Source organism: Arenimonas alkanexedens (assembly GCF_054781355.1).
The window spans coordinates 68,050-90,244 of record NZ_BAAGUO010000001.1 but is presented as its reverse complement, the minus strand read 5'-3'; the positions used below and the strand labels follow the sequence as shown (position 1 = coordinate 90,244).

The following is a 22,195-nucleotide window of genomic DNA, read 5'->3' as shown; positions in this document are numbered from 1 at the left end:
GCGTCGGTCAGGGCAACGCCACCCACGTCTGTTGCCCGGCGTAACGCTGGGTAACGCGTCCATGGTCGTCCATGGCGAACAGGTGCAGCCACTCGTTGTCGACCAGTTCGCGCACCGCCTGGTGCCTGGCGATCACTGCATTGATGGCATCGAGGGGCGCGGCAATCACGACGCTCAGGCGAACCGGCGTGTGTACCGGCGCCCGGCCATCATGCACGGACTGCCAGGGCAGGCCGACCTTCAGATCGCCCGCGTTGCCCTCCAGAACGCCGATACCGGCGACCACGTTGTGCAGCGTCTTGTTGCCGGCACCGAAAGCGCCGTTGTCCACGGTTGAACCGAAGTACTGCAGGTTGATCCAGCTCGCGACGACCATCGGCGCCGTCATGATCAGCTCCAGCACCCCGAAACCGGTGTCGCTGCGCCAGTCGTAGCTGTGAAGGAAGGCATGGCCGCCCAGGTCGAGTCCGCGCGTGCAGGCGCGCGGCGCCGCTATGAACGCACTGTTTCCCGCCAGGCCCCACTCCGGTCGCACCTGTGACCAGTCGCGACTGCGCGCCATCACCTCCGCATCCACCGACGACTGCGAAGCAATGCCCAGCAACGCCGCTCGCTCCAGTCTCGCCAGTGCACCGGCCTGATCCAGCTGCAGGCGAAGCCGCGCCAGGTCTGGCCCCCGCGCCACCGGCATCTGGTCGGTGTCGAACAGGCGCACGAGGTCGGTGGTGGTGTCATGAAGTCCCGCCACGAACCAGGTGTCTCCGGGAATCGCGATGCCGCGATCGCGCAGGGCATCGCGTACTTCAGGACCATTGAGCAGACCGGCGGCCACCCGGGCGTTGGCCTCGCCGGTGTGGCCGCCACAGGCTCCGCAGTCCAGGCCCGTGGCGTAAGGATTGTTGACGGTGCTGCTGCCGTGACCGGCCAGAAGGACCAGACGGGCGAAGCCCTGGGTCAGCGACATCGCGCGCAGCACGGTCTCGGCCATGGACACGCGCTGGTCCCGATCGAATCCGCTGGCGCGACCGTCGAGGCGGCCCGCAGAAAGACGCGGCGCCAGACGCGCCGACGCGCTGCGCGAAAGGCCTTCCGAGGCCGGATGCGGCACGGGTCGACTGGCGCCAACGGCATCCCCGACAAGCTTGGCCGCGTACAGCAGGCCAGCGGTTTCGACGAAGGTGAACGACGACACCGCCGAGAGCTTGAAAGCATCCCAGGCTCGGCGGGTGCGCTGCCGCAGGCTTCGCTTGCGCAGCAGCCGGTCGGTATCCGCGGGCTGGCCGCCGGCGACTTCTTCGCAGACCGTGAAAGCCGGCTTCAGCAGTACCGGACACTGCGCCCCGCCCTGCGACTGACCCAGCGGCACGTACTCGATCGGATAGCCGAAGAAGCCGGCAAAGCCCAGGGTTTCCACGTCGCTCGAGACAGTTTCCAGGGCGCGACGAAATACCTCGGAGCGGACGTCAATGCAAAACACTGCCTGCACCGCGCTGCGCGGCGTCGGCACCGGGGCTGCCAGGTTTTGCCGCGATGCGATGCGTTCGATCAGTCGGCGCTGTACCGCCGCCTCGTAGGCGCGGTGTACCGCCAGCTCATCCGCCAGCCCCGGATCCACGGCGGTCGGCTCATGGGTCGAAGCTGCGCTGGACAGGGCCAGGGATATCGCCCATGCCTCGCGGAATGCGCGATCCGTACAGTGCTGGAACAGGGCATATCCCCAAACGAGCCGAATCGCCAGCAAGTCAACGATCCGGTCGTCGGGGCGACCGTAAAGCGCGTTGTTCCAGCCCAGGTAGCGCAGATGGCCGGCCCAGCCGGAAATGTCGAACAGCGCGCGATGCAGGTAGTCCTGCACCCGGTGCGCCGGAATATCCAAGGCCTCGACCACCATCGCGATCGCATCACGCGGGTCGGCCGGCATGGCGGCGATGGCTGCGCGGAAGCCCTTGATTCCGAAGGCCTCCGCATTGCGGTCGAAGCGCATGGTCGCGCGCCACGCGGCATACGGCTCCAGCTGCCGGGCGGGCATTTTCCAGCCGGTAGGGCCCTGATCGAAATAGCCCGCACACCAGCGTGAGATCTCGTCGATCATGAAAGCGGTTCGGGAGGCGTAGCGGTCGCCGCCGGACACGGCATCCAGGACATCGGCGATGGTGTTGATGGTTCTCCTGCGTTTGGGGTCCGCCTTGATTTCGCGGGCCAAGGTTCGCCGGAACGACGCCGGGTCCGCGGGTGTCCGGGGGGAAGGCGACAAATTGCGCAAGCCCACCGCCAGGTCGGCATCAGTGATGAAGCCGCTGGCCAGCGCGTCGCGATAGAAGCGTCGAGGCATCAGCATCTCCGCACCCGCCACCCGCCGCATGGTCAGGCAAGTCGCGGCGAAGGTCTGCCCGGAGAACCCAAGGAACGGGTTGACGGCAACGAAGTGGCGCAAGGGCCACAGCGGCGCGATGCGCTGACATGCGCCCTGGATCGACCGCTCGAGTTCTTCGGCGATTACCGGGCTGCGCGGGGAGCCCGCTGGGTTGGCGCATGCCGTGTCGGCAGCGCTGGCGTCGGTGGACATGTTCAAGCCTCCTGGCCCGCAGTCTTGGCGCGGGTCGAACGGGCCGGCCCGGTGGGCCAGAACCGCAGAACCCATCGATTGGCGAGTGTGTTGACGTAAAAGCCGTTGCTGACGTGCGCGTGCCAGCGTTGCCAGAACGGTGCTTCCAGCCGGCCCGGCAGCAGGCCCTGCACGACGGTGATGGCGGCGAAGCCGAACACCACGATCGCCAGGATCACCAGGTCAAGCGGACCGCGCAGCGCCAGCGTGGGAGGCAGCACGCCAGCCATCAGCCAGGCGGCCAGCCACTGCAGTCCGAAGTAGGCGATCGCCACGGCTGCGGCCAACCCCGTGACACGCGCCAGCACGCCCCAGCGGGGCGCGCGGTCAAGCGCCTGGCTGAGCAGGTGGATCAAGCCCAGCATGACGATGGCACCCAGCACCAGCACACCCGGCTGACTGCTCAGCGTGACTTCGGCGACGGCTCCCACCGCCAGCGTCAGGCTCAGCACCAGCGCCACGGCCAACAGCAGCCGCGCGGGATGCGGTGGCACGCTGCGGGCAACGGCGGGCGATGCCCGCTGCAGGTCAATCACGCTGCCCGAGGACAGGAAGGCATGCGCCTTGTAGAGCGAGTGCGCGACCAAGTGCAGCAGCGCCGCCGAAAACGCGCCCAGCCCGATCTGCAGCATCATGAAGCCCATCTGGGCGATGGTTGAATACGCCAGGGTCACCTTGACCGAAGTCTGGGTCATCAGCACCAGCGATCCGAACAGCGCCGTTACGCTGCCCGCCAGCAGCAGGCCGTTCATGGACGGCCCGGAAAGAATCAGAACGTCGGCGAAGCGCAGCAACAGGAAGCCGCCGGCATTGATGATGCCGGCATGCAGAAGTGCCGACACCGGGGTTGGGGTTTCCATCACTTCCAGCAGCCAGCCGTGCAGCGGAAACTGGGCCGACTTCAGCAGTCCCGCCACCACCAGCAGGGCCGCCAGCGCATGGATGCCGCCGGGAATGGAAGCAGCGCCACGCAGCGACTGGGCGCCGCCCTGGATGGCCTGAAAGTCCAGGCTGCCAAACGCGCGGTAGGCGAGCAGCATCGCAGCGACCATGCACAAATCGCCCAGCCGGCCGGCGATGAACTTCTTGCGCGCGGCCAGGATGGCGGCCGGACGGGTGGGATAGAACAGCAGCAGTCGATGCAGGCTCAGCGAGGTCGCGGTCCAGGCCAGTGCCAGCTGGAACAGGTTTCCGGAAAGGATCAGGAACAGCACGCTCGCCAGGGTCAGGCTCAAACCCTGCATGAAGGCACCATGGTTCGGATCGCCGGCGAGATAGTTGCGGCTGTAGCGCGCCACGATCGAGCCCACGAACGCGACCAACAGCGCGATGGTGGCGCTGAGTGCGTCCAACTGCAGCGCCAAGCCGACGCCGGCGACGCCCAGCGTCCCTGTTCGCAGCACCCCGGTGCCGGTGGCGAGCAGGGCGCCGCTGGCGATCACGACCAACAGCAAAGCCCCCAGGCTCGCGGCCCAGGTCAGGCCGGCCACGGCCAGGGGACGGCGGTTGGCGCGATGGCGAGGAATCATCGCCACGGTCGCCAGCGCCAGCGGACCCAGCGCCAGTAGCCAGAGCAGCGGTTCGGTCACGGTCGTCTCCAAGGAAGGGCGACCGGCAATCTAGTGGAGGGCCGTGATTATATAAAGTATAAAGATTCTAATAATTCGTTCGTTTTTTTGGATGATTGGCATGCCCCAGCTCAACTACCGTCATCTGCGCTACTTTTGGGCCATCGCCCATGAGGGCAGCCTGACCAAGGCCGCCGAGCGACTGCATCTGTCGCAGTCGGCGTTGTCGGTACAGCTGGCCAAGCTCGAGGCGCAGCTGGGCCATGCCCTGTTCGACCGCGTCGGCCGCGGCCTGGTGCTGACCGAGGCCGGACGCATCGCGCTCGACTACGCCGACACGATGTTCCAGGCGGGGGACGAGCTGCTGGGCACCCTGCAAAGGCAGCCCGCCTTGAACCGGCCGATCCTCAGGGTCGGCGCCCTGACCACGCTGTCGAGGAATTTCCAGATGGAATTCCTGCGCCCGCTGATCGGCCGCGAGGATGTGTCCCTGGTAGTGCGGTCGGGGACGATGCGCGAACTGCTGGCACAGCTTGAGTCGCAGGCCGTTGATGTAGTGCTGACCAACAGCGCGGTGCGGCGCGACGCGAGTTCCGTGCTGCACAGCCACCTGCTTGATCGACAGCCGGTAAGCCTGGTCGGCTTCCCGCAGGTGGATGCGCCCGCTTTTCGCTTTCCCCAGGACCTGCGCCACCAGCCCCTGCTGGTGCCCAGCCTGGCCAGTGATATCCGCGTGGACTTCGATCGTCTGCTGGAGCAGGCGGGCATCCGACCGATCATCCGCGCGGAAGTGGACGACATGGCGATGCTTCGCCTGATGGCGCGCGAGGGGAAAGGCCTGGCGCTGGTGCCGCCCATCGTCGTTCGCGACGAACTGGAGGCCGGCATCTTGTCCGAACGCTGCCGAATTCCTGATCTCGCGGAGAGTTTCTACGCCATCGTGCAGTCCCGGCGCTTTCCCAATCCACTGCTGAAATCGCTGCTTCCGGCAACCAAACCGCTGTCCGGCTGAACGTAAGGAGTGCGCGCGAGCACGCGCGCTGCGCAACGGGCCGGCGCCCCCAGGCAGGGGCGCCGGCCGTCTGCCTCAGGGCTTCACGAGCCCGAGCTGGTCGAGCACGAAGGCGTATTCCTCGGCGCGCTCGCGGTAGCGCTGGAAGCGCCCCGATTTGCCGCCGTGGCCGGCTTCCATGTTGGTGCGGAACAGCAGCGGGTTGGCGTCGGTCTTCATGGCGCGCAGGCGCGCGACCCACTTGGCCGGCTCGTAGTACTGCACCTGCGAATCCCAGAGGCCCGTGGTGACCAGCATCGCCGGATAGTCCTTGGCCTCGAGCTGGTCATACGGCGAATACGACAGCATGTACTCGTAGTAGACCGGATCCTTGGGATTGCCCCACTCGTCGAACTCGTTGGTGGTCAGCGGGATCGATTCGTCCAGCATCGTCGTCACCACGTCCACGAAGGGCACGTGCGCGACCATCACCCTGTATTTTTCCGGCGCCAGGTTGGCCACCGCACCCATCAGCAGGCCGCCGGCGCTGCCGCCCATCGCGGCCACGCGGTCGGGCGCGGCATAGCCTTCCTTGACCAGGAAATCAGTGACGTCGATGAAGTCGGTGAAGGTGTTGATCTTCTTGAGCAGCTTGCCGTCCTCGTACCACTGCCGGCCCATTTCCTGGCCGCCGCGGATGTGCGCCACGGCGTAAACGGCGCCGCGATCGACCAGACTGAGCACGTTCGGGTTGAAGCCCGGATCCGAGCTGGAGCCGTAGGAGCCGTACGAATACTGGTACAGCGCGGCCTCACCGTTCTTTTCGAAGCCTTTGCGGTAAAGCACCGACACCGGCACCCGGGTGCCGTCGCGGGCCGTGGCCCACAGGCGCTCGGTGACGTAGTTGGCCTTGTCGAAACCGCCCAGCACCGGCTGTTCCTTGAGCAGCTTGCGCTCGCCGTTGCTGACGTTCACCTCGTAAGTGCTGGCCGGGGTGGTCAGCGAGGTGTAGGTGTAGCGCAGCCAATCGGTCTCGGGCTCGGCGTTCACCGACACGGACATCGAATAGGCGCTTTCATCGGCCTGCACGAACTCGTCGCGGCCGTCTTCGTGGCGGATGCGCACGCGCTGCAGGCCACCGGAGCGCTCGCTGATCGCCATGAAATCCTGGAACAGGGTGACGCCGGAGATCAGCACGTCGGCCGAATGCGGCACCAGCTCCTGCCAGCGGCTGCGGTCGCCCCAGGGCTGTCCGTCGGCCAGGGTCATGACGCGGAAGTTGGTCGCATCCCAGTTGGTGTGGATGACCCAGCGGCCGTCGAGATGGTCGGCTTCGTATTCGAAGTCGCGCTGGCGCGGCGCGATGACCTTGAACTCGCCCGGCGCACCGGCCGGGGTGCAGCGCGACTCGGAAGACAGCGTGCTGCTGACGCTGATGCACAGGTAGTCGTCCGAACGGGTGCGGCCGATGCCCATGTAGAAGGTGTCGTCGGTTTCCTCGTAGACCAGCGCGGCCTGGGCCACGTCTTCGCCCAACACATGCGCCTTGACGCGCTTGGTGAGCAGGGTGACCGGGTCGTTCTCGACGTAGTACAGGGTGCGGCTGTCGTCGCCCCACATCAGGTTGGCCGACACGCCGGTGATCACGTCCGGCAGCAGTTCGCCCGTGGCCAGGTCCTTGATGCGGACCGTGTACTGGCGGCGACCGTTGTCGTCCTCGGCGAAGGCGACCAGGCGGTCGTCCGGGCTGATCTCGTAGGTGCCGATCTGGAAGTAGTTCTTGCCGGCGGCAAGCTCGTTGACCTCGAACAGCACCTGCTCTTCGGCGTCCATGCTGCCCTTGCGGCGGGCGTAGACGGGATATTCCTTGCCGGCTTCGAAGCGCGTGTAGTACCAGTAGCCGTCCTCGAGGTAGGGCACCGAGGAGTCGTCCTGCTTCACCCGGCCCACCAGCTCGGTGTAGAGCGTTTCCTCAAGCGCTTCGAGCGGCGCCAGCACCGTGTCGGCGTAGGCGTTCTCGGCGTTGAGGTAGGCGAGCATCTCCGGGTTTTCGCGGGTGTCGTCGCGCAGCCAGTAGTACTCGTCGTTGCGGGACGCACCGTGCGGGGCCGTCACGTCGTAGGGCTTGGCGGCGGCTACTGGCGCGGCAGGCAGCGCGGCGGGCGCGGCGGCGTCGGCCTCGGGCTGGGCCGGCGGCGACTGGCAACCGGCCAGGGCGACGGCAAGCAGGGATACCGCGAAAGGAAGCTGGCGTGTCTTCATGTCAATTTTCCTTGAACAGCTTCTGCTTGAGGAAGGTGTAGGCCAGCGCGCCCATGTAGGCCGACTGGGCGTTGTTGGCGGCGCCACCGTGGCCACCTTCGATGTTCTCGTAGTAGGTCACGTCGTGGCCCTGGGCCTGCATCAGCGCCATCATCTTGCGGGCGTGGCCCGGATGCACGCGATCGTCGCGGGTGGAGGTGGTGAACAGCACCGGCGGGTAGTCCACGTCCGCGCCGACGTTGTGGTACGGCGAGTACTTGCGCAGGAACGCCCATTCCTCGGGCTTGTCCGGGTCGCCGTACTCCGCCATCCAGGACGCGCCGGCCAGCAGCTTGTGGTAGCGCTGCATGTCCAGCAGCGGCACCTGACAGACCACGGCGCCGAACAGCTGCGGATACATCACGGTCATGTTGCCCATCAGCAGGCCGCCGTTGCTGCCGCCCTGGATGCCCAGGCGTGCCGGCTGCGTGACCTTGCGCGCGATCAGGTCCTCGGCCACCGCCGCGAAGTCCTCGTAGGCCTTGTTGCGGTTCTCCTTCAGCGCCGCCTGGTGCCAGCGCGGGCCATATTCGCCACCGCCGCGGATGTTGGCCACCACGTAGACGCCGCCGTCGGCCAGCCAGGAGCGGCCGACGCCGGCGGAGTAGCCCGGGGTCAGCGAGATCTCGAAGCCGCCGTAGCCGTACAGCAGGGTCGGGTTGTCGCCGTCGAGCACGAGGTCTTTTCGCGACACCATGAAGTACGGAACTTTGGTGCCGTCCTTGCTGGTGGCGAAGTGCTGCTTGATTTCGTGCTGGCTGGCGTCGAAGAAGGCCGGCAGCTGCTTGAGCGTTTCCGGCGCCTCGCCCACGGTGCCCATCAGCAGCGAGGTCGGGGTGAGGTAGTCGGTGACGGTCATGAAGTAGTCGTTCGACTCGTCCGCATCCACCGCGCTGATGCCGACGGTGCCGAAGGCCGGCGCACCCACCAGCGGCGCGCGGGTCCAGCCGTCCTTGCCCGGGGTGAGTACGTAGATGCGGTTCTTGACGTCCTCGAGCACGTTGATGAACACGTGGTCCTTGGTGACGCCGCTGCTGGCCAGCGAGGTGTTCGCGGACGGCTCGAACAGGACGTCGAAGTCGCGCCCGCCCTTCAGGAAGTCGTCCATGCGGATCGCCAGCAGGCTGCCGGCCGCGTGCTCGACGCCACCGATCGACCAGGGCTGGCGCAGTTCGACGCTCAGCCACTCGCGGAACGCGCTCTTCTGCGCGCCGTCGGGCAGGTCGAGCTTGGTCAGCGCGCCGTCTTCGCCGCGCAGGTAAAGCTCATTGGTATAGAAGGTCAGGCCGCGGTAAACGAAGTCGCGCTCGTAGCCCGGCGTGTCGTCGCGATAGGCGCCGACCGAGATGTCGGAATCCTGGCCCTCGAAGACGATCTTGGCGTCCGCCATGGGCGTGCCGCGGGTCCATTCCTTGGCGATGCGCGGATAGCCGGAGCTGGTCATGGAGCCGGGACCGAAATCGGTGCCGACATAGACGGTGTCGATGTCGATCCAGCCCATCTGGCCCTTGGCCTCGGGACGGCTGAAGCCGCCTTCGACGAAGGCCTTGTCGGAGACGTCGAACTCGCGGGTCACGTCGGCGTCGGCGCCGCCGCGCGAGAGCGAGATCAGGCAGCGGTCATAGTCCGGGCGCAGGCAGTTGGCGCCGCCCCAGACCCAGTTCACGCCCTCGGCCTTGCCGAGCGCGTCAATGTCGAGCAGCACGTCCCACTTCGGCGCGTCCTTGCGGTATTCGGCCAGCGTGGTGCGGCGCCAGACGCCCTGCGGGTTGGTCTTGTCGCGCCAGAAGTTGTAGTAGTACTCGCCCATCTTGCCGACGTAGGGAATGCGGGCGTTGGAGTCGAGGATCTCGAGCAGGCTGCTGCGCAGCGCTTCGAAAGCGGGGTCACCGGCCAGTTGCTTCTCGGACACGGCGTTGCGGGCGCGGACCCAGTCCAGCGCCTCCTTGCCTTCGACGTCTTCGAGCCAGAGATGGGGGTCGGTGGTGTCAGTAGGCATGGTCGCGGTCTGGCCCAGCACGGGCAGTGAAAGGGAGAGCGCGCCGGCGGTGAGCCAGGCGAGGGTGGTCAGGCGCATAGGAGGAGTCCCGGGCAGTGATGCAAGCCTCGGACGCTAGCACGGGGGCGCGCCGGGCCGCCGTAGGCACAAAGTCATGGTGCGCCAGGGCGGTCGCGCCGGTTCCGGGCGCGGACGGCCGCCGTCGGTCAGCGGGCAAGGCTGCGGCGGCTACCGGCCTGACGGGTGGGACGTCGCGAAGAGACCGCCATCTGGTCACGGGGCTTGCGGACGTTCGGGCGGGAGAGCTGGCCACGGCGTGGCGTGGCGCGGACGAGGCGCGCACGCCACGCCGTCGCCAGAAACCGGCGATACAGCGTGAGCAGGGAGGCGGCAGGCGCCGCGAGCAGCCAGAACGACAGCGCCGCAGGCAGCTGTGCCGGCCCCCGGGCGAGCGCCAGCGCGGCCACCGCCAGCAAACCCAGCACCAGCCACTGCCAGAGCAGGCGGGCCAGCACCGGGGAAACGGATTCGGAAGGCGGCGGGACGGGCTGCAAACGGGGCATGGCGGCGATCTCCGGTGGGCGTGAGAGCAGCCTGCGGGAGCGGTGTCTCATGGGCCGAGATTGGGCTATCGGCGGAAGCGTTCGGGCCTGAAGGCCCTCCTACAGGAGTTGACGCGGGCTTCAGGTGTTGGGGTGCAAGGTGGCGTCTTACCCCCTCGGAGCCACGCCATGCGCCGCGCCGCAATGATCCTGCTCCTGCCCGGCCTGTTGCTGTTGGCCGCCTGCGCCAGCACCGGAGGAAACACCATGCCGCCACTGACCACCACCGCCACGGTCGACCTGGACCGCTACATGGGCCGCTGGTGGGTGATCGCCAACATCCCCTACTTCGCCGAGAACGGGAAAGTCGCCACGGCCGACATTTACACGCCGCGCCCTGATGGCCGCATCGGTAACGTCTTCGCCTACCGCAAGGCCTTCGACAAGCCGGAAAAGACCATGAACGGCGTTGCCAGCGTGGTGCCGGGGACCAACAACGCGCAGTGGCAGATCGCGTTCTTCGGCGGCCTGATCAAGGCCGACCTGCTGATCCTGGAAGTGGCGCCCGACTATTCCTGGGCGCTGATTGGCCACCCGAAGCGGAACATGGCCTGGATCTTCGCGCGTGAGCAGGCCATGGATGACGCCCAGTACCAGACGCTGCGGGCGCGCTTCGAGAACTATGGCTACGACCCGACGAAGCTGGCGCGGGTCCCGCAGTTCCCGGAACAGGCCGGGCAGCCCGGCTTCCAGTAAGCCGGGTCAGAGGCCGGCGGCGTCGAGGGCTTTCTCTGCCGCCTCGCGGCCTTTTTCGACCAGCTCGCTGGCCCGCCAGAACTCGTAGAAGCTGGCGGTCTCGCGCGAGATCTGAATCAGCAGGTCGGGCGGATCCTGGGCCAGCTGCACCCGCGACATCTGAGCCTGCATGGTGTCGAGCGAGCGCGACATCAGGTCCATCACGCCGCGGCTTTTTTCAGGCTTTTCGGGATCGGGATCGGCATCGCTGTCGCTGCCCGGCCAGGCAAGGCCTTCCCAAATTGATGCCATGCGCTCGCGCAGCGTCGTCGGCCCGTCCTCGTCCAGAGCCTGGGTGCTGTCGTCGACGCCATGGCCGGCCGCCAGCTCTTCATGGCGCAGCGCCATGCCCGGATTCAGCCAGCTCACCGGCCCGTTCACGTCCACCGCGATCACCCGGTCCACGCGCATGGCGCGGGTGGCCGCGATCGGCACCGGCGACAGCAGACCGCCATCCACGAGCTCCCGGCCGTCGATCAGGTGCGGGGTGAAAACCATCGGAATCGCGATGGACGCGCGGATGGCGTCGAACAGCTTGCCGCGGGTCAGCCAGACTTCGCGCTGCCGCACCAGGTCGGTGGCCACGGCGACGTAGGGAATCGGCAGCGCTTCGATCAAGTGCTCGCCGACCAGTTCACGCAGGGCACCGATCACACGGTCGCCGCGGATCAAGCCCGGGTAACCGAACGCGAAATCGAGCAGGCGAAGCACGTCGCTGCGCTGCAGGCCGCGGGCCCATTCGCTGTATTCCTCCAACCGCCCCGCCGCATAGATGCCGCCCACCAGCGCACCCATGGACGCCCCGGCGATGCCGGCGATCTTGTAGCCGCGGGCTTCCAGGGCCTGGATCACGCCGACGTGGGCGATGCCGCGGGCGCCCCCGGCGCCGAGCACCAGGGCTATCTGTTTGCCGGGGAGTGCCGGGGATTCGACCCGATCAACGCTCATACGACGACAGCGCCAGCTGCAGCAGGGTTCGCGCCTGCTGGCGCAGCGACTCCGGCGCCGTCACTTCGGCATCGGCGCCGTAGCGCAGCACGTCCATCAGCAGTTCCTTGGCGTGGCTATAGGGCAACTTGAGTTCGTAACGGCCGTCGGGCAGGAAGCGGCCCTCCTGCTTGGAGTGCCAGTGTTCGTCGGCGACCCAGCGCGCGGCCTTGGCCGAGAACACGATGATGGCGATACCCTTGGGCGTGCCCGAAAAAATACCGTAGCTCGAGGCTAGATGCTGGTTCAGGTCGGCGTCGGGCAGGTCGCGGGCCGCCGCATCGAGCAGCTTGGCATGCTGGATGCGGTCGACCGAGAAGCTGCGCAAGCCCTCGCGCTCTTGGTCCCAGGCATCGAGATACCAGTTGTCCTTGTAGTGGGTCAGCCGCTGCGGCGCCACCGTGCGATGGGTGCGTTCGTTGGTCGAACGCGCCAGGTAGTCAAAGCTCAGCTGCCGACGCTCGAGCACCGCGCTGGCCACCAGCCGGAAGGCCAGCTCGTCGCGGCGACGCACGCCGCTGGCGATTACCCGCACGCGCTCGACCGGCCAGCGCTTGCCGCCGGCCTGCTGGGCCAGCAGCGACTCGATGCGACCCTTGAGCGGCGCCAGCGCGCTCGACAGCACGCCCTGGCCGGTGCGGTCGAGCAGCTGGTGCGCGGCCAGCAGCGCATGCAGTTCATCGGAATTGAGCCACAGGCCCGGCAGCTCAAAGCGCTCCGCTTCCTTCTGGTCGTAGCGGATGCTGCCCTCGCCTTCGCTCTCGATCGGGGCGCCCAGGGCGTCGCGCAGAAAGGCGATATCGCGGTAGAGCGTGGCGCGCGAACAGGCCAGTTCCTCCATCAGACCCTTGATAGGCACCGGGTAGCGGGAAGACTTGAGACTGCGGTGCAGGGCGAGGATGCGCTCGTAGCGGTCCATGGGGTTTGTCCGGTTGGCGAAACATTTTCGCGTTTAGCATGGCACTAGCGCGCGTTCCCTCCAAGCAAGGCTGAAACCAGGTGGAATCCGGCCGCCACCCGGGGCAAGGCAGGCGCAAGGGACGAATCCCGTATCCTGAGGCCGTCGTCGGCCTCTCCATATCCTGAAGGCCGGGTCAGGTCTCACAGCCGGCGCCGCCGCTCGATTCAACCGATAACCGGAAAAGGAAAACCTCCATGATCAGGGCGACGCTGCTTGCACTCACCGGGCTCATGATGACCGCATGGACCGCTGCGGCCTCGGCACAAGCCAACTGGCCCGTCCTGGCGAGCACCGAGAACTTCATCGTGGTTTGCATGCCGAAGGTGCCAGGCTGCGAAGCCGGCGCCGCGGCTGGCGACCAGGTTGCGCTGAAAGCGCGTGCCGCGACGGTTGCCGCCGAGTCCGAAAGAATAAAAAAGTGGTTTGCCGGCCTGGCCTATCCGGAAATCCAGCTGAAAAAGCAGAATGGAAAGATGCTTCTGATGGTGGGTTCGCAAGAGGAATGCGGCGCCGGCTCGACCGCCTGCCATATCGACAGCATGGTCATTTGCGGCACCCTGGTCAGCTGCCGGGTGATCGTGCTGCCGCATGAGAACCTGCTTGAAGGCACGGTAGAAAAAGGCACCCTCGCGCATGAAATGTTTCACGCCCTGAACCGAACCGCGGCCTGGTTCTCGCCGGAGACCAAGTGGCTGGACGAGGCGCTTGCCAGCACGGTTGGGATGGCGTGGGCCAGGAAGCGCGGAGAGCCTTCTGAAGTCGGCTTCGCCCTTTCGCTCGACCGCCCCTTCCACGCCGGATTCGAGGGCGGCTACGAGAAGCCGGAATACTTCCTGCTGCTCGGCGAACGCCTTGGAAGTGCGGAAAAGGTGCGCTACCTGAGCGATTTCTTCCAGCTCAGGAATGATGGCCAGAACGGAATGAGCTTCCTGTATGACAAAGCCGGAAGCGCCCCGTTCGACAAGCTTTACCCTGACTTTGTAGCGCGCCACAACAGTATGGCGCGCGATTTCAGCGCGTCCAGCAACGGCGAAATGACGCAAGGCGACTTTTACGACGCCTTTGAAAAGAAGCGCGTTCGAATTGCCGACCCCAGCATCGACGACTTCGAGGACTTCGGGCTTTCCGTCCAGCCGTTTGCCTCGGCTCCGGTTCATTTCACCGAGATCAATACATCCAGGAATCCGGGCGAAGAAGCCAAAGACCTGTTGATGGTCGCGCGGTTCCAGCTCCGCGATGCGCGCCGGCCCCAGGACCTGGCGCTGGTGTTCGAGGACACCGTAGCCCGTGACGGCGAGTATGCGTATCTGTTCTCGGGTCATGACCCGATCGACGGTGGCTTTGTCCGGGTGACCAATGCAGCGAGTACGTTCGAGGACACGGCGCCGCAGGATTTCACGCTCAGGTTCCAGCACCAGGCGGTGGAATTCCAGCTGCCCAACTGCATCATGGTCGGCAACAGCGCCCCGATCGAACTGAAGGGCTCGCTTTCGGGCGCCGAAAACTGGTCCATTCGAACCAGCGCCGGCCGCGTTGACGACCTTGTTTTCCATGCGCCGGGCACGCCGGGCGAGGTCAAGGTCACGCTTGAGATCAGGACCCATGTCACCCGCAAGCGCAGCGAACGTTCGGTCGCGACGCCGGATGTCGTGAAGATAGATCTCGGGATAATCACGGTGGCTGCGAACGCCTGCGATATCCGCATGGAGTTTGTCGGCGAGTCGCTTGCCGCCACGTTCAGCAGCCGCGAGGACTACACGGAATATGACGCGCCCGAGGGGAACCGCATCTATATCGGCAATGCCCGGATCGCGGCTTACTTCCCTGACGAGGGCGGCTGGGTCCAGTTCCCCCCCGAGGCCGGACAGGTGCTTGAGGGCCAGATGCGGATGATGTTCGGCGCCCCGTCGATGATGGGGACGCCGCCCTGGGCGCAGCCGGAACCGAACATGATGCGGCGCATGCCCCAGGTCTTCACGGCCTGGTACGACTGGAACGGCTTGACCGATCACCTCTTCCCGCAGCAGAAGAAATCGAGCTTGGGCACTGGCGTTCCCTGCCCGACCTCCGGCACCGGATGCGTCAGGCTCACGTTCGAAGGCCAAGGACAGGGCCAGGGGCTGGGCAGCGCCACCTATGACCAGCAGCGGCGCCTGGTTGAGCTCGAGGGCGAGGGAAAGGTCGTCCGCTTTACCTACGGCCAGACCAATATGCAGCTGCCGCCGGGGTGGCAGCGAACTAAGTAGAGCTAAGATCGTACCGGCACCCCTCCCTCCAAGCGAAGGACAGTCCCCCATGCCCCGCCACCTCATGCTTTCCATGCTGTTGCTGCCGCTACTGCTCGTCCTGACCCCGACGGCAGCCCGTGCCGACGCCAAGCAGGACATGTTCGAAGCCTGGCAGGCCCTCCTTGCGGTCAAGAGTTTCCGAGCAGAGATCGAGCAGCTCGAGCCGGCCCAATCGATCATCCGTATTGAATTCCAGGCCCCGGACCGCTTCCGGGTCGCCATTCCCAACGGCCCGACCACGGTAGTGATCGGCGATACCGGCTACATGGAAATCGGCGGCCGGACCATGAAGCTGCCGATGGCCATGGGCAGCATGACCTCGCAGTACCGGAACGAGGCCTTCCTGCGCAAGCTGCAGGAAGGCATGGTGGTCGAGGACCTCGGCGAGGACAGCCTGAACGGCGAGCCGGTCCGCAAGTACCGCTTTGTTCAGGACGTAGCCACGCCGCCGGCCTTCCAGGGCGCACCGGGAGTGGCCGGCAGCACCGAATCCACCTCCGTGGCCTGGGTTTCGGCCAAGTCCGGGCTGGTCCTCAAAATCGACGTCAGCAGCGTTCAGGGTGGCCAGACCTCCCGGTCCGAGATCCGCTACAGCGACTTCAACAGCCCCGCGATCCGCATTCAGTCGCCAAAGTGAATCCGGCCGCCGCGGCCCTCGCGGCGGGCGGCCGCGATCGGCACAATGGCGGCCATGTCAGATCCCGTGCTCGAACTGCATAAACCGGTAGGCGACGCGGTCAAGCAGACCACGTGCTACATGTGCGCCTGCCGCTGCGGCATCAATGTGCATCTGCGCGACGGCCAGGTGCGCTATATCGAAGGCAATCCGGACCACCCGGTGAACCGCGGCGTGCTGTGCGCCAAGGGCTCGGCCGGCATCATGCAGCACTACTCGCCGGCCCGGCTGGACAAGCCGATGCTGCGGGTGGGCGAGCGCGGCGAAGGCAAGTTCCGCGAAATCGAATGGGACGAGGCGCTGGCGCTCGCCGCCGACTGGCTGCGCGACACCCGCGCGCGTGATCCGGACCGCCTGGCCTTCTTCACCGGCCGCGACCAGTCGCAGGCGCTCACCGGCTGGTGGGCCCAGCAGTACGGCACCATCAACTACGCCGCGCACGGCGGCTTCTGCTCGGTGAACATGGCTGCTGGCGGCCTGTATACGCTGGGCGGCAGCTTCTGGGAGTTCGGCGAGCCGGACTGGGAGCATTCGAAATACCTGATGCTCTGGGGCGTGGCGGAAGACCACGACTCGAATCCGATCAAGCTGGGGCTGGGTAAGCTCAAGGGCCGCGGCGCGAAAGTGGTGGCGGTCAATCCGGTGCGTACCGGTTACGGCGCGATTGCCGATGAGTGGATCGGGATCCGGCCGGGCACCGACGGGCTGTTCGCGTTCGCGCTGATCCATGAGCTGCTCAAGGCGGATCGCGTTGATCTGGATTACCTGGTGCGGTACACGAATGCGCACTGGTTGGTGCTGCGCAATCCGGGTGGCGCGGATGATGGACTGTTCGCGCGGGATGGGGAGGGGCGGGCGCTTTGTTGGGATATGGCCAAGAGCCCCCCTCTCCCCAGCCCTCTCCCACAAGGGGAGAGGGAGCAAGAAGCCCCTCTCCCCAACCCTCTCCCACAAGGGGAGAGGGAGCAAGAAGCCCCTCTCCCCTTGTGGGAGAGGGGTTGGGGAGAGGGGAACCGCCCCGGCGCCCCCGCCCCGGCCGAAGCTACCGGCCTCTCCCCCGCCATCGTCGGGGAGTTCGTGCTGCCTGACGGCCGCCGCGCGGTGCCGGTGTTCCAGCTGATGGCCGAGCGCTACCTGGACCCGCAATACGCGCCCGAGGCCGTGGCCGAGCGCTGCGGGATCCCGGCGGCCACCATCCGCCGGATCGCGAAGGAGCTGGCGGCCGCCGCCTTCGACGAACCCTGCGTGATCGACCAGCCCTGGACCGACAGCCACGGCGTGCGGCACGACACCATGGTGGGCCGGCCGGTGTCCTTCCACGCCATGCGCGGCATCAGCGCGCACAGCAACGGCTTCCACACCTGCCGCGCGCTGCACCTGCTGCAGCTGCTGCTCGGCGCCGTGGATACGCCCGGCAGCTTCCGCTACCAGCCGCCCTTCCCGCGCCCGATTCCGCCGGCCAACCGTCCGGGCAAGACGCGCCAGCCGAACGGCGCCCTGGATGCTGCGCCGCTGGGCTTCATCCACGGGCCCGAAGACCTGCTCGTGGACGCCGCCGGCCAGCCGCGCCGGCTCGACCACGCTTATTCCTGGCGCTACCCGCTGGCCGTGCACGGCATGCTGCACACGGTGATCCGCAACGCCTGGGCCGGCGATCCGGCGCCGGTGGACGTGCTGTTCCTGTTCATGGCCAACATGAGCTGGAACTCGGCCATGAACACCGCCGAGACCATGCTGTGGCTGACCGACAAGGGCGAGGACGGCGAGTACCGCATCCCGAAGATCATCTACTCGGACGCCTATTCGAGCGAGATGGTGGCCTACGCCGACCTGGTGCTGCCCGACACGACCTACCTCGAGCGCTTCGACGCCATTTCCCTGCTCGACCGGCCGATCTCCGACGCCGACCGCGCCGCCGACGCCATCCGCCACCCGGTGCTCGACGCCGCGACCCAGCGCGAGGGCCGCGATGTCCGCGGCTTCCAGTCGGTGCTGCTCGACCTGGGCGCACGCATCGGGCTGCCGGCGCTGCTGCAGGAAGACGGCACGCCGCGCTACGCGGACTACGCCGACTACATCCTCAAACACGAGCGCGCCCCCGGGGTTGGCCTGCTGGCCGGCTGGCGCGGCGACGGCAGCCAGCATGGCAAAGGTGCCCCCAATCCCGACCAGCTGACGCGCTACCGCGAAAACGGTGGTTTCTGGGAAGCGCCGGTGCCGGCCGCGGGCCGCTATTTCAAGATGGCCAATCGCGACTACCTGCAGTGGTCGCAGTCAATGGGCTTCATCGCCAAGGCCGAGCCGGTGGTGCTGGAGCTGTATTCGGAAACGCTGCAGAAGTTCCGGCTCGCGGCCCAGGGCCATGGCCCGGTACAGCCACCCGACGCCGAGCGCGAACGGGTGGCGACCTACTTCGACCCGCTGCCGATCTGGTACGAACCCTTCGAAGGCGCCCGCCTGGACCTGCAGCGCTATCCGCTGAGCGCGGTGACGCAGCGGCCGCCCTTCATGTACCACGCCTGGGGCTCGCAGAACGCCTGGCTGCGGCAGATCACCGCCCGCAACTTCCTGTTCCTGCACGCGGACACGGCCGCCCGTCACGAGCTCAAGGACGACGACTGGGTGCACGTGGACTCGCACCATGGCCGGATCACCGTGCAGTGCCGGATCACCGGCAATGTGCAGCCCGATACCGTCTGGACCTGGAACGCGATCGGCAAACGGCGCGGCGCCTGGAAGCTGGCGCCCGACGCGCCCGAGGCGCGCAAGGGTTTCCTGCTCAATCATCTGATCTCGGACCAACTGCCCGGCGGCGACTACGCCAATGCCGATCCGGTCACCGGCCAGGCCGCCTGGTTCGACCTGCGGGTCAGCCTGCACAAGGCGGGCGAGCATGAAGCCACCCTGCCGCAATTCCCCCCGCTCGGCCCCGGGACCGGCGATGATTCCCCCCTGCGCTACGGCGCGAACTTCAGGAAGTCCTGAGCATGGAAATGGAAGCCCTGCTGACCTTGGCGGTGCTCGTGGGCGCGGTGACCCTGTTCGTCACCGAAAAGTTGCCCGTGGACGTGGTGGCGATGCTGGTGCTGGCCAGCCTGCTGGTGCTGGGCCTGGTGACGCCGGCCGAGGCGCTGTCGGGCTTCAGCAGCGAAGCCACCATCACGGTGGCGGCGATGTTCGTGCTCAGCGCGGGTTTGGCCCACACCGGCGCGCTGCTGTCGATCGGCCGGCTGTTCGGGCGGGTCAAGCGTCCCTGGCTGTTCATGCTGCTGATCATGTTCGTGGTCGGCCCGATCTCGGCCTTCGTCAACAACACGGCGGCCGTGGCGGTGTTCCTGCCGCTGGTGCTGGCGGCGACGGCGGCGAATCGCTCCTCGCCCTCGCAGGTGCTGATCCCGATGTCCTACGCGGCCCAGATGGGCGGCGTCTGCACCCTGATCGGCACGTCCACCAACCTGCTGGTGAACTCGCTGGCCAAGGACCTGGGCCATCCGGGCTTCGGCCTGTTCGACTTCGCGCCGCTGGGCCTGGTGACCATGGCCGCGGGCTTTGTCTACCTGATGGTGTTCCGGCGCTGGCTGCTGCCCCACCACCCGCCCACCGGCATCACCGAAACCTACGAGCTGGGCAAGTACATCACCGAGCTGCGGGTGATGCCGGAATCGCCGCTGATTGGAAAATCAGTGGCTACCTCGCAGTTGGCTGAGAAGCATTCGGTGTACGTACTCGAGTTGCTGCGCGGTGAGGACAAGCACTGGGCGCCCCGCGCCGAACGCCTGCGCGAAGGCGACGTGCTGTTGGTGCGCGGCGACTGGGAAAAGCTCAAGACCCTCAAGGACAGCGCCAAGTTGGAGCTTGAGCCGGAGTTCAAGCTGCAGGACAGCCAGTTCACCGGCGAAGACGGCGATGAAGCGCAAATGCTGGTGGAAGCCATGGTGGCCCCCGGCGCCCGGCTGGTCGGCCTGACCCTGCGTCAGCTCGACTTCCACTGGAACTACAACGCCACCGTGCTGGCCGTGCATCGTCGGGGCGAAGTGCTGCGCGAAAAGATCAAGGACGTGACGCTCAACGTCGGCGACGTGCTGCTGCTGCTGTGCCCGCGCTCGGAAGTGGACGCGATACGCGGCAACCAGAACCTGGTGGTTCTGAACGAGCGCGGCGAAGCCAACCCACCCAAGAGCAAGGCGCTGCTGGCGATCGGCATCATGGCTGCAGCCATCGGTGCCGCGGCGTTTGGCTGGCTGCCGATCGTGGCCTCGTCCATCCTGGGCGGCATCGCCCTGGTCGCGACGCGCTGCATCGGCAACGACCAGGCCTACCAAGCGGTGGACTGGCGCGTGATCGTGCTGCTGGCCGGCGTTCTGCCGCTGGGCATCGCCATGCAGAAGTCCGGCCTCGCACAGAGCGTGGCGGATTTCTCGGTGAACTGGGTCGGCGGGTTCGGGCCCTTGGCCGTGCTGGCCGCGGTATACCTGATCACCGCGCTGATGACCGAGCTGATGAGCAACAACGCCGCAGCGGTGCTGATTACGCCGATCGCGTTTTCCACCGCGCTGTCGATGGACGTGAGCCCCACGCCCTTCCTGGTCGCCGTGCTGTTCGCCGCGTCCACCAGCTTCGCCACGCCAGTGGGCTACCAGACCAACACCATGGTCTACAACGCGGGCAACTACCGCTTCGTGGACTTCATGAAGATGGGCATTCCCCTCAACCTGCTGTTCTGGGGCATGGCCATCTACTTCATTCCTATTTTCTTCCCGTTCTGATGACCACCCTGGCACCTCCCGGCAAGAAAAAACTCGGCCTGGTCATTGACCTCGATACCTGCGTGGGCTGCCACGCCTGCGCGGTGTCGTGCAAGGAGTGGAACGCGGGCGGCATGGCCGGTCCGCTGACCGACGAAAAGCCCTACGGCAAGGACCCCACCGGCGTGTGGTTCAACCGCGTGCATTCCTACGACATCGCAGCGACCGCCGAACAGCCCGCCACCACCCTGCACTTTCCGCGCAGCTGCCTGCACTGCGACACGCCGGCCTGCGTCACCGTCTGCCCCACCGGCGCCAGCTACAAACGCGCCGAGGACGGCATCGTGCTGGTGGACGAGGACAAGTGCATCGGCTGCAAGCTCTGCAGCTGGGCCTGCCCCTATGGCGCGCGTGAGTACAGCGCGGTCGAAGGCGTGATGAAGAAATGCACGCTTTGCGTGGACCGCATCTACAACGAGACCATTCCGGAAGTGTCGCGCGAGCCGGCTTGCGTACAGGCCTGCCCGACCCGCGCGCGCCACTTCGGCGACCTCGGCGATCCGGAGTCGGCCGTGTCCAAGCTGGTCGTCGAGCGCGGCGGCGTGGCCTTGATGCCCGAGCTGGGCTACGCACCGGTCAACCGCTACCTGCCGCAGCGTGAGCGGCGTGCCGGGCCGCCCGACGAGGCACAGGCCGCCCCCGCGGAAACGCTGGACAGCGCCCAACTCAATCCACTGCTGCGCTGGTTCGACCGTGCGCTGAGCCGCTGACATGCATCCCGCCTTCTCGGTCATCTTCTTCACCACGCTGTCGGGCCTGGGCTATGGCCTTTGGATCTGGACCTCGCTCAGCCTGCTGGCCATTCGCAATCAGCAGAGCGCGTCGATGCATTGGCTGCTGCTGGTGCTGGGCGTGATTGCCGTGGCCGGCGGCCTGCTCAGCTCTACCCTGCACCTGGGCAAGCCCATGCGCGCCTGGCGTGCGTTCAGCCAGTGGCGCAGCAGCTGGCTTTCACGCGAGGGCGTGCTGGCCTTGGCCTGCTTCCTGCCCTGGGCCGTGTTGGCGGGCACGCGGCTCCTGGGTGCGCATGCGCTCGGCTTCTTCGAACCGTGGCTGCTGGCGGCGCTGGCCCTGGGTTCGCTGGCCACCGTGTTCTCTACCGCGATGATCTACGCCTCGCTCAAGCCGATCCCGGCGTGGAGCCACGGCGCGGTGGTGCCGGTATACCTGGGCTTCGCCCTGCTGACCGGCGGTCTGGTTTGCACGGCGGTCACCGCGAACGTGGATGCCCCCGGCGGCTTCCGCGCGCTGGTGCTGTTGATGCTGGCGGTCGGACTGGTGGTCGCCAAGCGGCGCTACTGGCGAGACATCGACCGCGGCGCCTTGCCTGCCACCCGCGCGTCCGCGCTGGGGCTACCCGCAGACCGCGTCGCGACCGTGTTCGAGCGGCCGCATACCGAAGCCAATTACCTCACCACCGAAATGGGCTACGTGCTGGCGCGCAAGCATTCGCGCAAGTTGCGCCGGATCGCGCTGGGCCTGTTCGGCGGCGTGCCGGTCGTGGCCTGCGTAGTGACGATGATCTTTCCCGGCCTGGGGATGGCGGTGCTCGGCATGGCCGCGCTGGCCGCGCTGCTGGGCGCGATGGTGGAGCGGTGGCTGTTCTTCGCCGAAGCCCGGCACGTGGTGATGGTTTACTACTAGCCCAAAAACCACCCGCATTTTGTAGGAGGGCGT

15 protein-coding genes are annotated in these 22,195 nt (G+C 66.8%); 8 read left to right on the top strand and 7 right to left on the bottom strand.

Translation table 11 applies throughout. The features are described from left to right. Positions 1-7: 7 nt before the first annotated feature. Both ACYVGY_RS00355 and ACYVGY_RS00350 read right to left on the bottom strand, forming a co-directional pair. Positions 8-2,566 (bottom strand): YbcC family protein, encoded by a 2,559-nt coding sequence (locus tag ACYVGY_RS00355; protein ID WP_460455504.1) that lies wholly within the window; start codon positions 2,564-2,566, stop codon positions 8-10. Positions 2,567-2,568: 2 nt separating this feature from the next. After that, entirely contained in the window at positions 2,569-4,194 is a 1,626-nt protein-coding gene (locus ACYVGY_RS00350) for a proton-conducting transporter transmembrane domain-containing protein (protein ID WP_460455503.1), read from the bottom strand. Between the two features lie 100 nt (positions 4,195-4,294). Between ACYVGY_RS00350 and ACYVGY_RS00345 the strand changes: the two genes are divergently transcribed. Beyond that, on the top strand, positions 4,295-5,185 hold the full coding sequence (locus ACYVGY_RS00345; RefSeq protein ID WP_460455502.1) for a LysR family transcriptional regulator: 891 nt from the start codon (positions 4,295-4,297) through the stop codon (positions 5,183-5,185). Positions 5,186-5,260: 75 nt separating this feature from the next. Here the strand turns inward: ACYVGY_RS00345 and ACYVGY_RS00340 are convergent, their stop codons facing one another. From ACYVGY_RS00340 to ACYVGY_RS00330, 3 genes are all read right to left on the bottom strand, one after another. Next, complete coding sequence (locus tag ACYVGY_RS00340; protein WP_460455501.1) at positions 5,261-7,426, bottom strand: S9 family peptidase; 2,166 nt, start codon at positions 7,424-7,426, stop codon at positions 5,261-5,263. A gap of 1 nt (position 7,427) precedes the next feature. Continuing rightward, positions 7,428-9,542 (bottom strand): prolyl oligopeptidase family serine peptidase, encoded by a 2,115-nt coding sequence (locus tag ACYVGY_RS00335; RefSeq protein ID WP_460455500.1) that lies wholly within the window; start codon positions 9,540-9,542, stop codon positions 7,428-7,430. Positions 9,543-9,670: 128 nt separating this feature from the next. After that, positions 9,671-10,027 (bottom strand): hypothetical protein, encoded by a 357-nt coding sequence (locus ACYVGY_RS00330; RefSeq protein WP_460455499.1) that lies wholly within the window; start codon positions 10,025-10,027, stop codon positions 9,671-9,673. Between the two features lie 168 nt (positions 10,028-10,195). On the opposite strand from ACYVGY_RS00330, the gene ACYVGY_RS00325 reads away from it, so the two are divergent. After that, positions 10,196-10,762 (top strand): lipocalin family protein, encoded by a 567-nt coding sequence (locus ACYVGY_RS00325; RefSeq protein ID WP_460455498.1) that lies wholly within the window; start codon positions 10,196-10,198, stop codon positions 10,760-10,762. A 6-nt stretch (positions 10,763-10,768) separates the two neighbouring features. Here ACYVGY_RS00325 and ACYVGY_RS00320 read toward each other — a convergent pair whose 3' ends face one another. Together ACYVGY_RS00320 and ACYVGY_RS00315 are read right to left on the bottom strand one after the other, a co-directional pair. Further along, positions 10,769-11,749 carry a patatin-like phospholipase family protein gene (locus ACYVGY_RS00320; RefSeq protein WP_460455497.1) on the bottom strand — a complete coding sequence of 327 codons (981 nt, stop codon included), beginning with the start codon at positions 11,747-11,749 and terminating at the stop codon, positions 10,769-10,771. After that, positions 11,739-12,707, bottom strand: coding sequence for a helix-turn-helix transcriptional regulator (locus ACYVGY_RS00315; protein ID WP_460455496.1), 969 nt, complete (start codon positions 12,705-12,707; stop codon positions 11,739-11,741). Before ACYVGY_RS00315 ends, ACYVGY_RS00320 begins: the two co-directional genes overlap by 11 nt. A gap of 236 nt (positions 12,708-12,943) precedes the next feature. On the opposite strand from ACYVGY_RS00315, the gene ACYVGY_RS00310 reads away from it, so the two are divergent. The 6 genes from ACYVGY_RS00310 to ACYVGY_RS00285 are packed head-to-tail and all read left to right on the top strand — an operon-like array spanning position 12,944 to position 22,162. Further along, the gene (locus tag ACYVGY_RS00310) at positions 12,944-14,995 is read left to right on the top strand and encodes a hypothetical protein (RefSeq protein ID WP_460455495.1); all 2,052 of its coding nucleotides are present in this window, start codon (positions 12,944-12,946) and stop codon (positions 14,993-14,995) included. 49 nt (positions 14,996-15,044) lie between these two features. Continuing rightward, positions 15,045-15,674: a hypothetical protein gene (locus ACYVGY_RS00305; RefSeq protein ID WP_460455494.1), complete on the top strand. Its 630-nt coding sequence runs from the start codon at positions 15,045-15,047 to the stop codon at positions 15,672-15,674. Positions 15,675-15,728: 54 nt separating this feature from the next. Beyond that, a complete protein-coding gene (locus ACYVGY_RS00300) occupies positions 15,729-18,698 on the top strand; it encodes a molybdopterin oxidoreductase family protein (RefSeq protein ID WP_460455493.1) in 2,970 nt (989 codons plus the stop codon). 2 nt (positions 18,699-18,700) lie between these two features. After that, positions 18,701-20,479, top strand: coding sequence for an SLC13 family permease (locus ACYVGY_RS00295; protein ID WP_460455492.1), 1,779 nt, complete (start codon positions 18,701-18,703; stop codon positions 20,477-20,479). Continuing rightward, complete coding sequence (locus tag ACYVGY_RS00290) at positions 20,479-21,228, top strand: 4Fe-4S dicluster domain-containing protein (RefSeq protein WP_460455491.1); 750 nt, start codon at positions 20,479-20,481, stop codon at positions 21,226-21,228. Before ACYVGY_RS00295 ends, ACYVGY_RS00290 begins: the two co-directional genes overlap by 1 nt. Position 21,229: 1 nt before the next feature. Then, complete coding sequence (locus tag ACYVGY_RS00285) at positions 21,230-22,162, top strand: dimethyl sulfoxide reductase anchor subunit family protein (RefSeq protein WP_460455490.1); 933 nt, start codon at positions 21,230-21,232, stop codon at positions 22,160-22,162. The last annotated feature ends 33 nt before the right edge of the window (positions 22,163-22,195 follow it).

Excerpts from the sequence above, each read along its gene's own strand:
- ACYVGY_RS00355 (WP_460455504.1), bottom strand. The coding sequence starts at position 2,566 with ATGTCCACCGACGCCAGCGCTGCCGACACGGCATGCGCCAACCCAGCG.
- ACYVGY_RS00345 (WP_460455502.1), top strand. The coding sequence starts at position 4,295 with ATGCCCCAGCTCAACTACCGTCATCTGCGCTACTTTTGGGCCATCGCC.
- ACYVGY_RS00340 (WP_460455501.1), bottom strand. The coding sequence starts at position 7,426 with ATGAAGACACGCCAGCTTCCTTTCGCGGTATCCCTGCTTGCCGTCGCC.
- ACYVGY_RS00335 (WP_460455500.1), bottom strand. The coding sequence starts at position 9,542 with ATGCGCCTGACCACCCTCGCCTGGCTCACCGCCGGCGCGCTCTCCCTT.
- ACYVGY_RS00330 (WP_460455499.1), bottom strand. The coding sequence starts at position 10,027 with ATGCCCCGTTTGCAGCCCGTCCCGCCGCCTTCCGAATCCGTTTCCCCG.
- ACYVGY_RS00325 (WP_460455498.1), top strand. The coding sequence starts at position 10,196 with ATGCGCCGCGCCGCAATGATCCTGCTCCTGCCCGGCCTGTTGCTGTTG.
- ACYVGY_RS00320 (WP_460455497.1), bottom strand. The coding sequence starts at position 11,749 with ATGAGCGTTGATCGGGTCGAATCCCCGGCACTCCCCGGCAAACAGATA.
- ACYVGY_RS00315 (WP_460455496.1), bottom strand. The coding sequence starts at position 12,707 with ATGGACCGCTACGAGCGCATCCTCGCCCTGCACCGCAGTCTCAAGTCT.
- ACYVGY_RS00310 (WP_460455495.1), top strand. The coding sequence starts at position 12,944 with ATGATCAGGGCGACGCTGCTTGCACTCACCGGGCTCATGATGACCGCA.
- ACYVGY_RS00305 (WP_460455494.1), top strand. The coding sequence starts at position 15,045 with ATGCCCCGCCACCTCATGCTTTCCATGCTGTTGCTGCCGCTACTGCTC.
- ACYVGY_RS00300 (WP_460455493.1), top strand. The coding sequence starts at position 15,729 with ATGTCAGATCCCGTGCTCGAACTGCATAAACCGGTAGGCGACGCGGTC.
- ACYVGY_RS00295 (WP_460455492.1), top strand. The coding sequence starts at position 18,701 with ATGGAAATGGAAGCCCTGCTGACCTTGGCGGTGCTCGTGGGCGCGGTG.
- ACYVGY_RS00290 (WP_460455491.1), top strand. The coding sequence starts at position 20,479 with ATGACCACCCTGGCACCTCCCGGCAAGAAAAAACTCGGCCTGGTCATT.
- ACYVGY_RS00285 (WP_460455490.1), top strand. The coding sequence starts at position 21,230 with ATGCATCCCGCCTTCTCGGTCATCTTCTTCACCACGCTGTCGGGCCTG.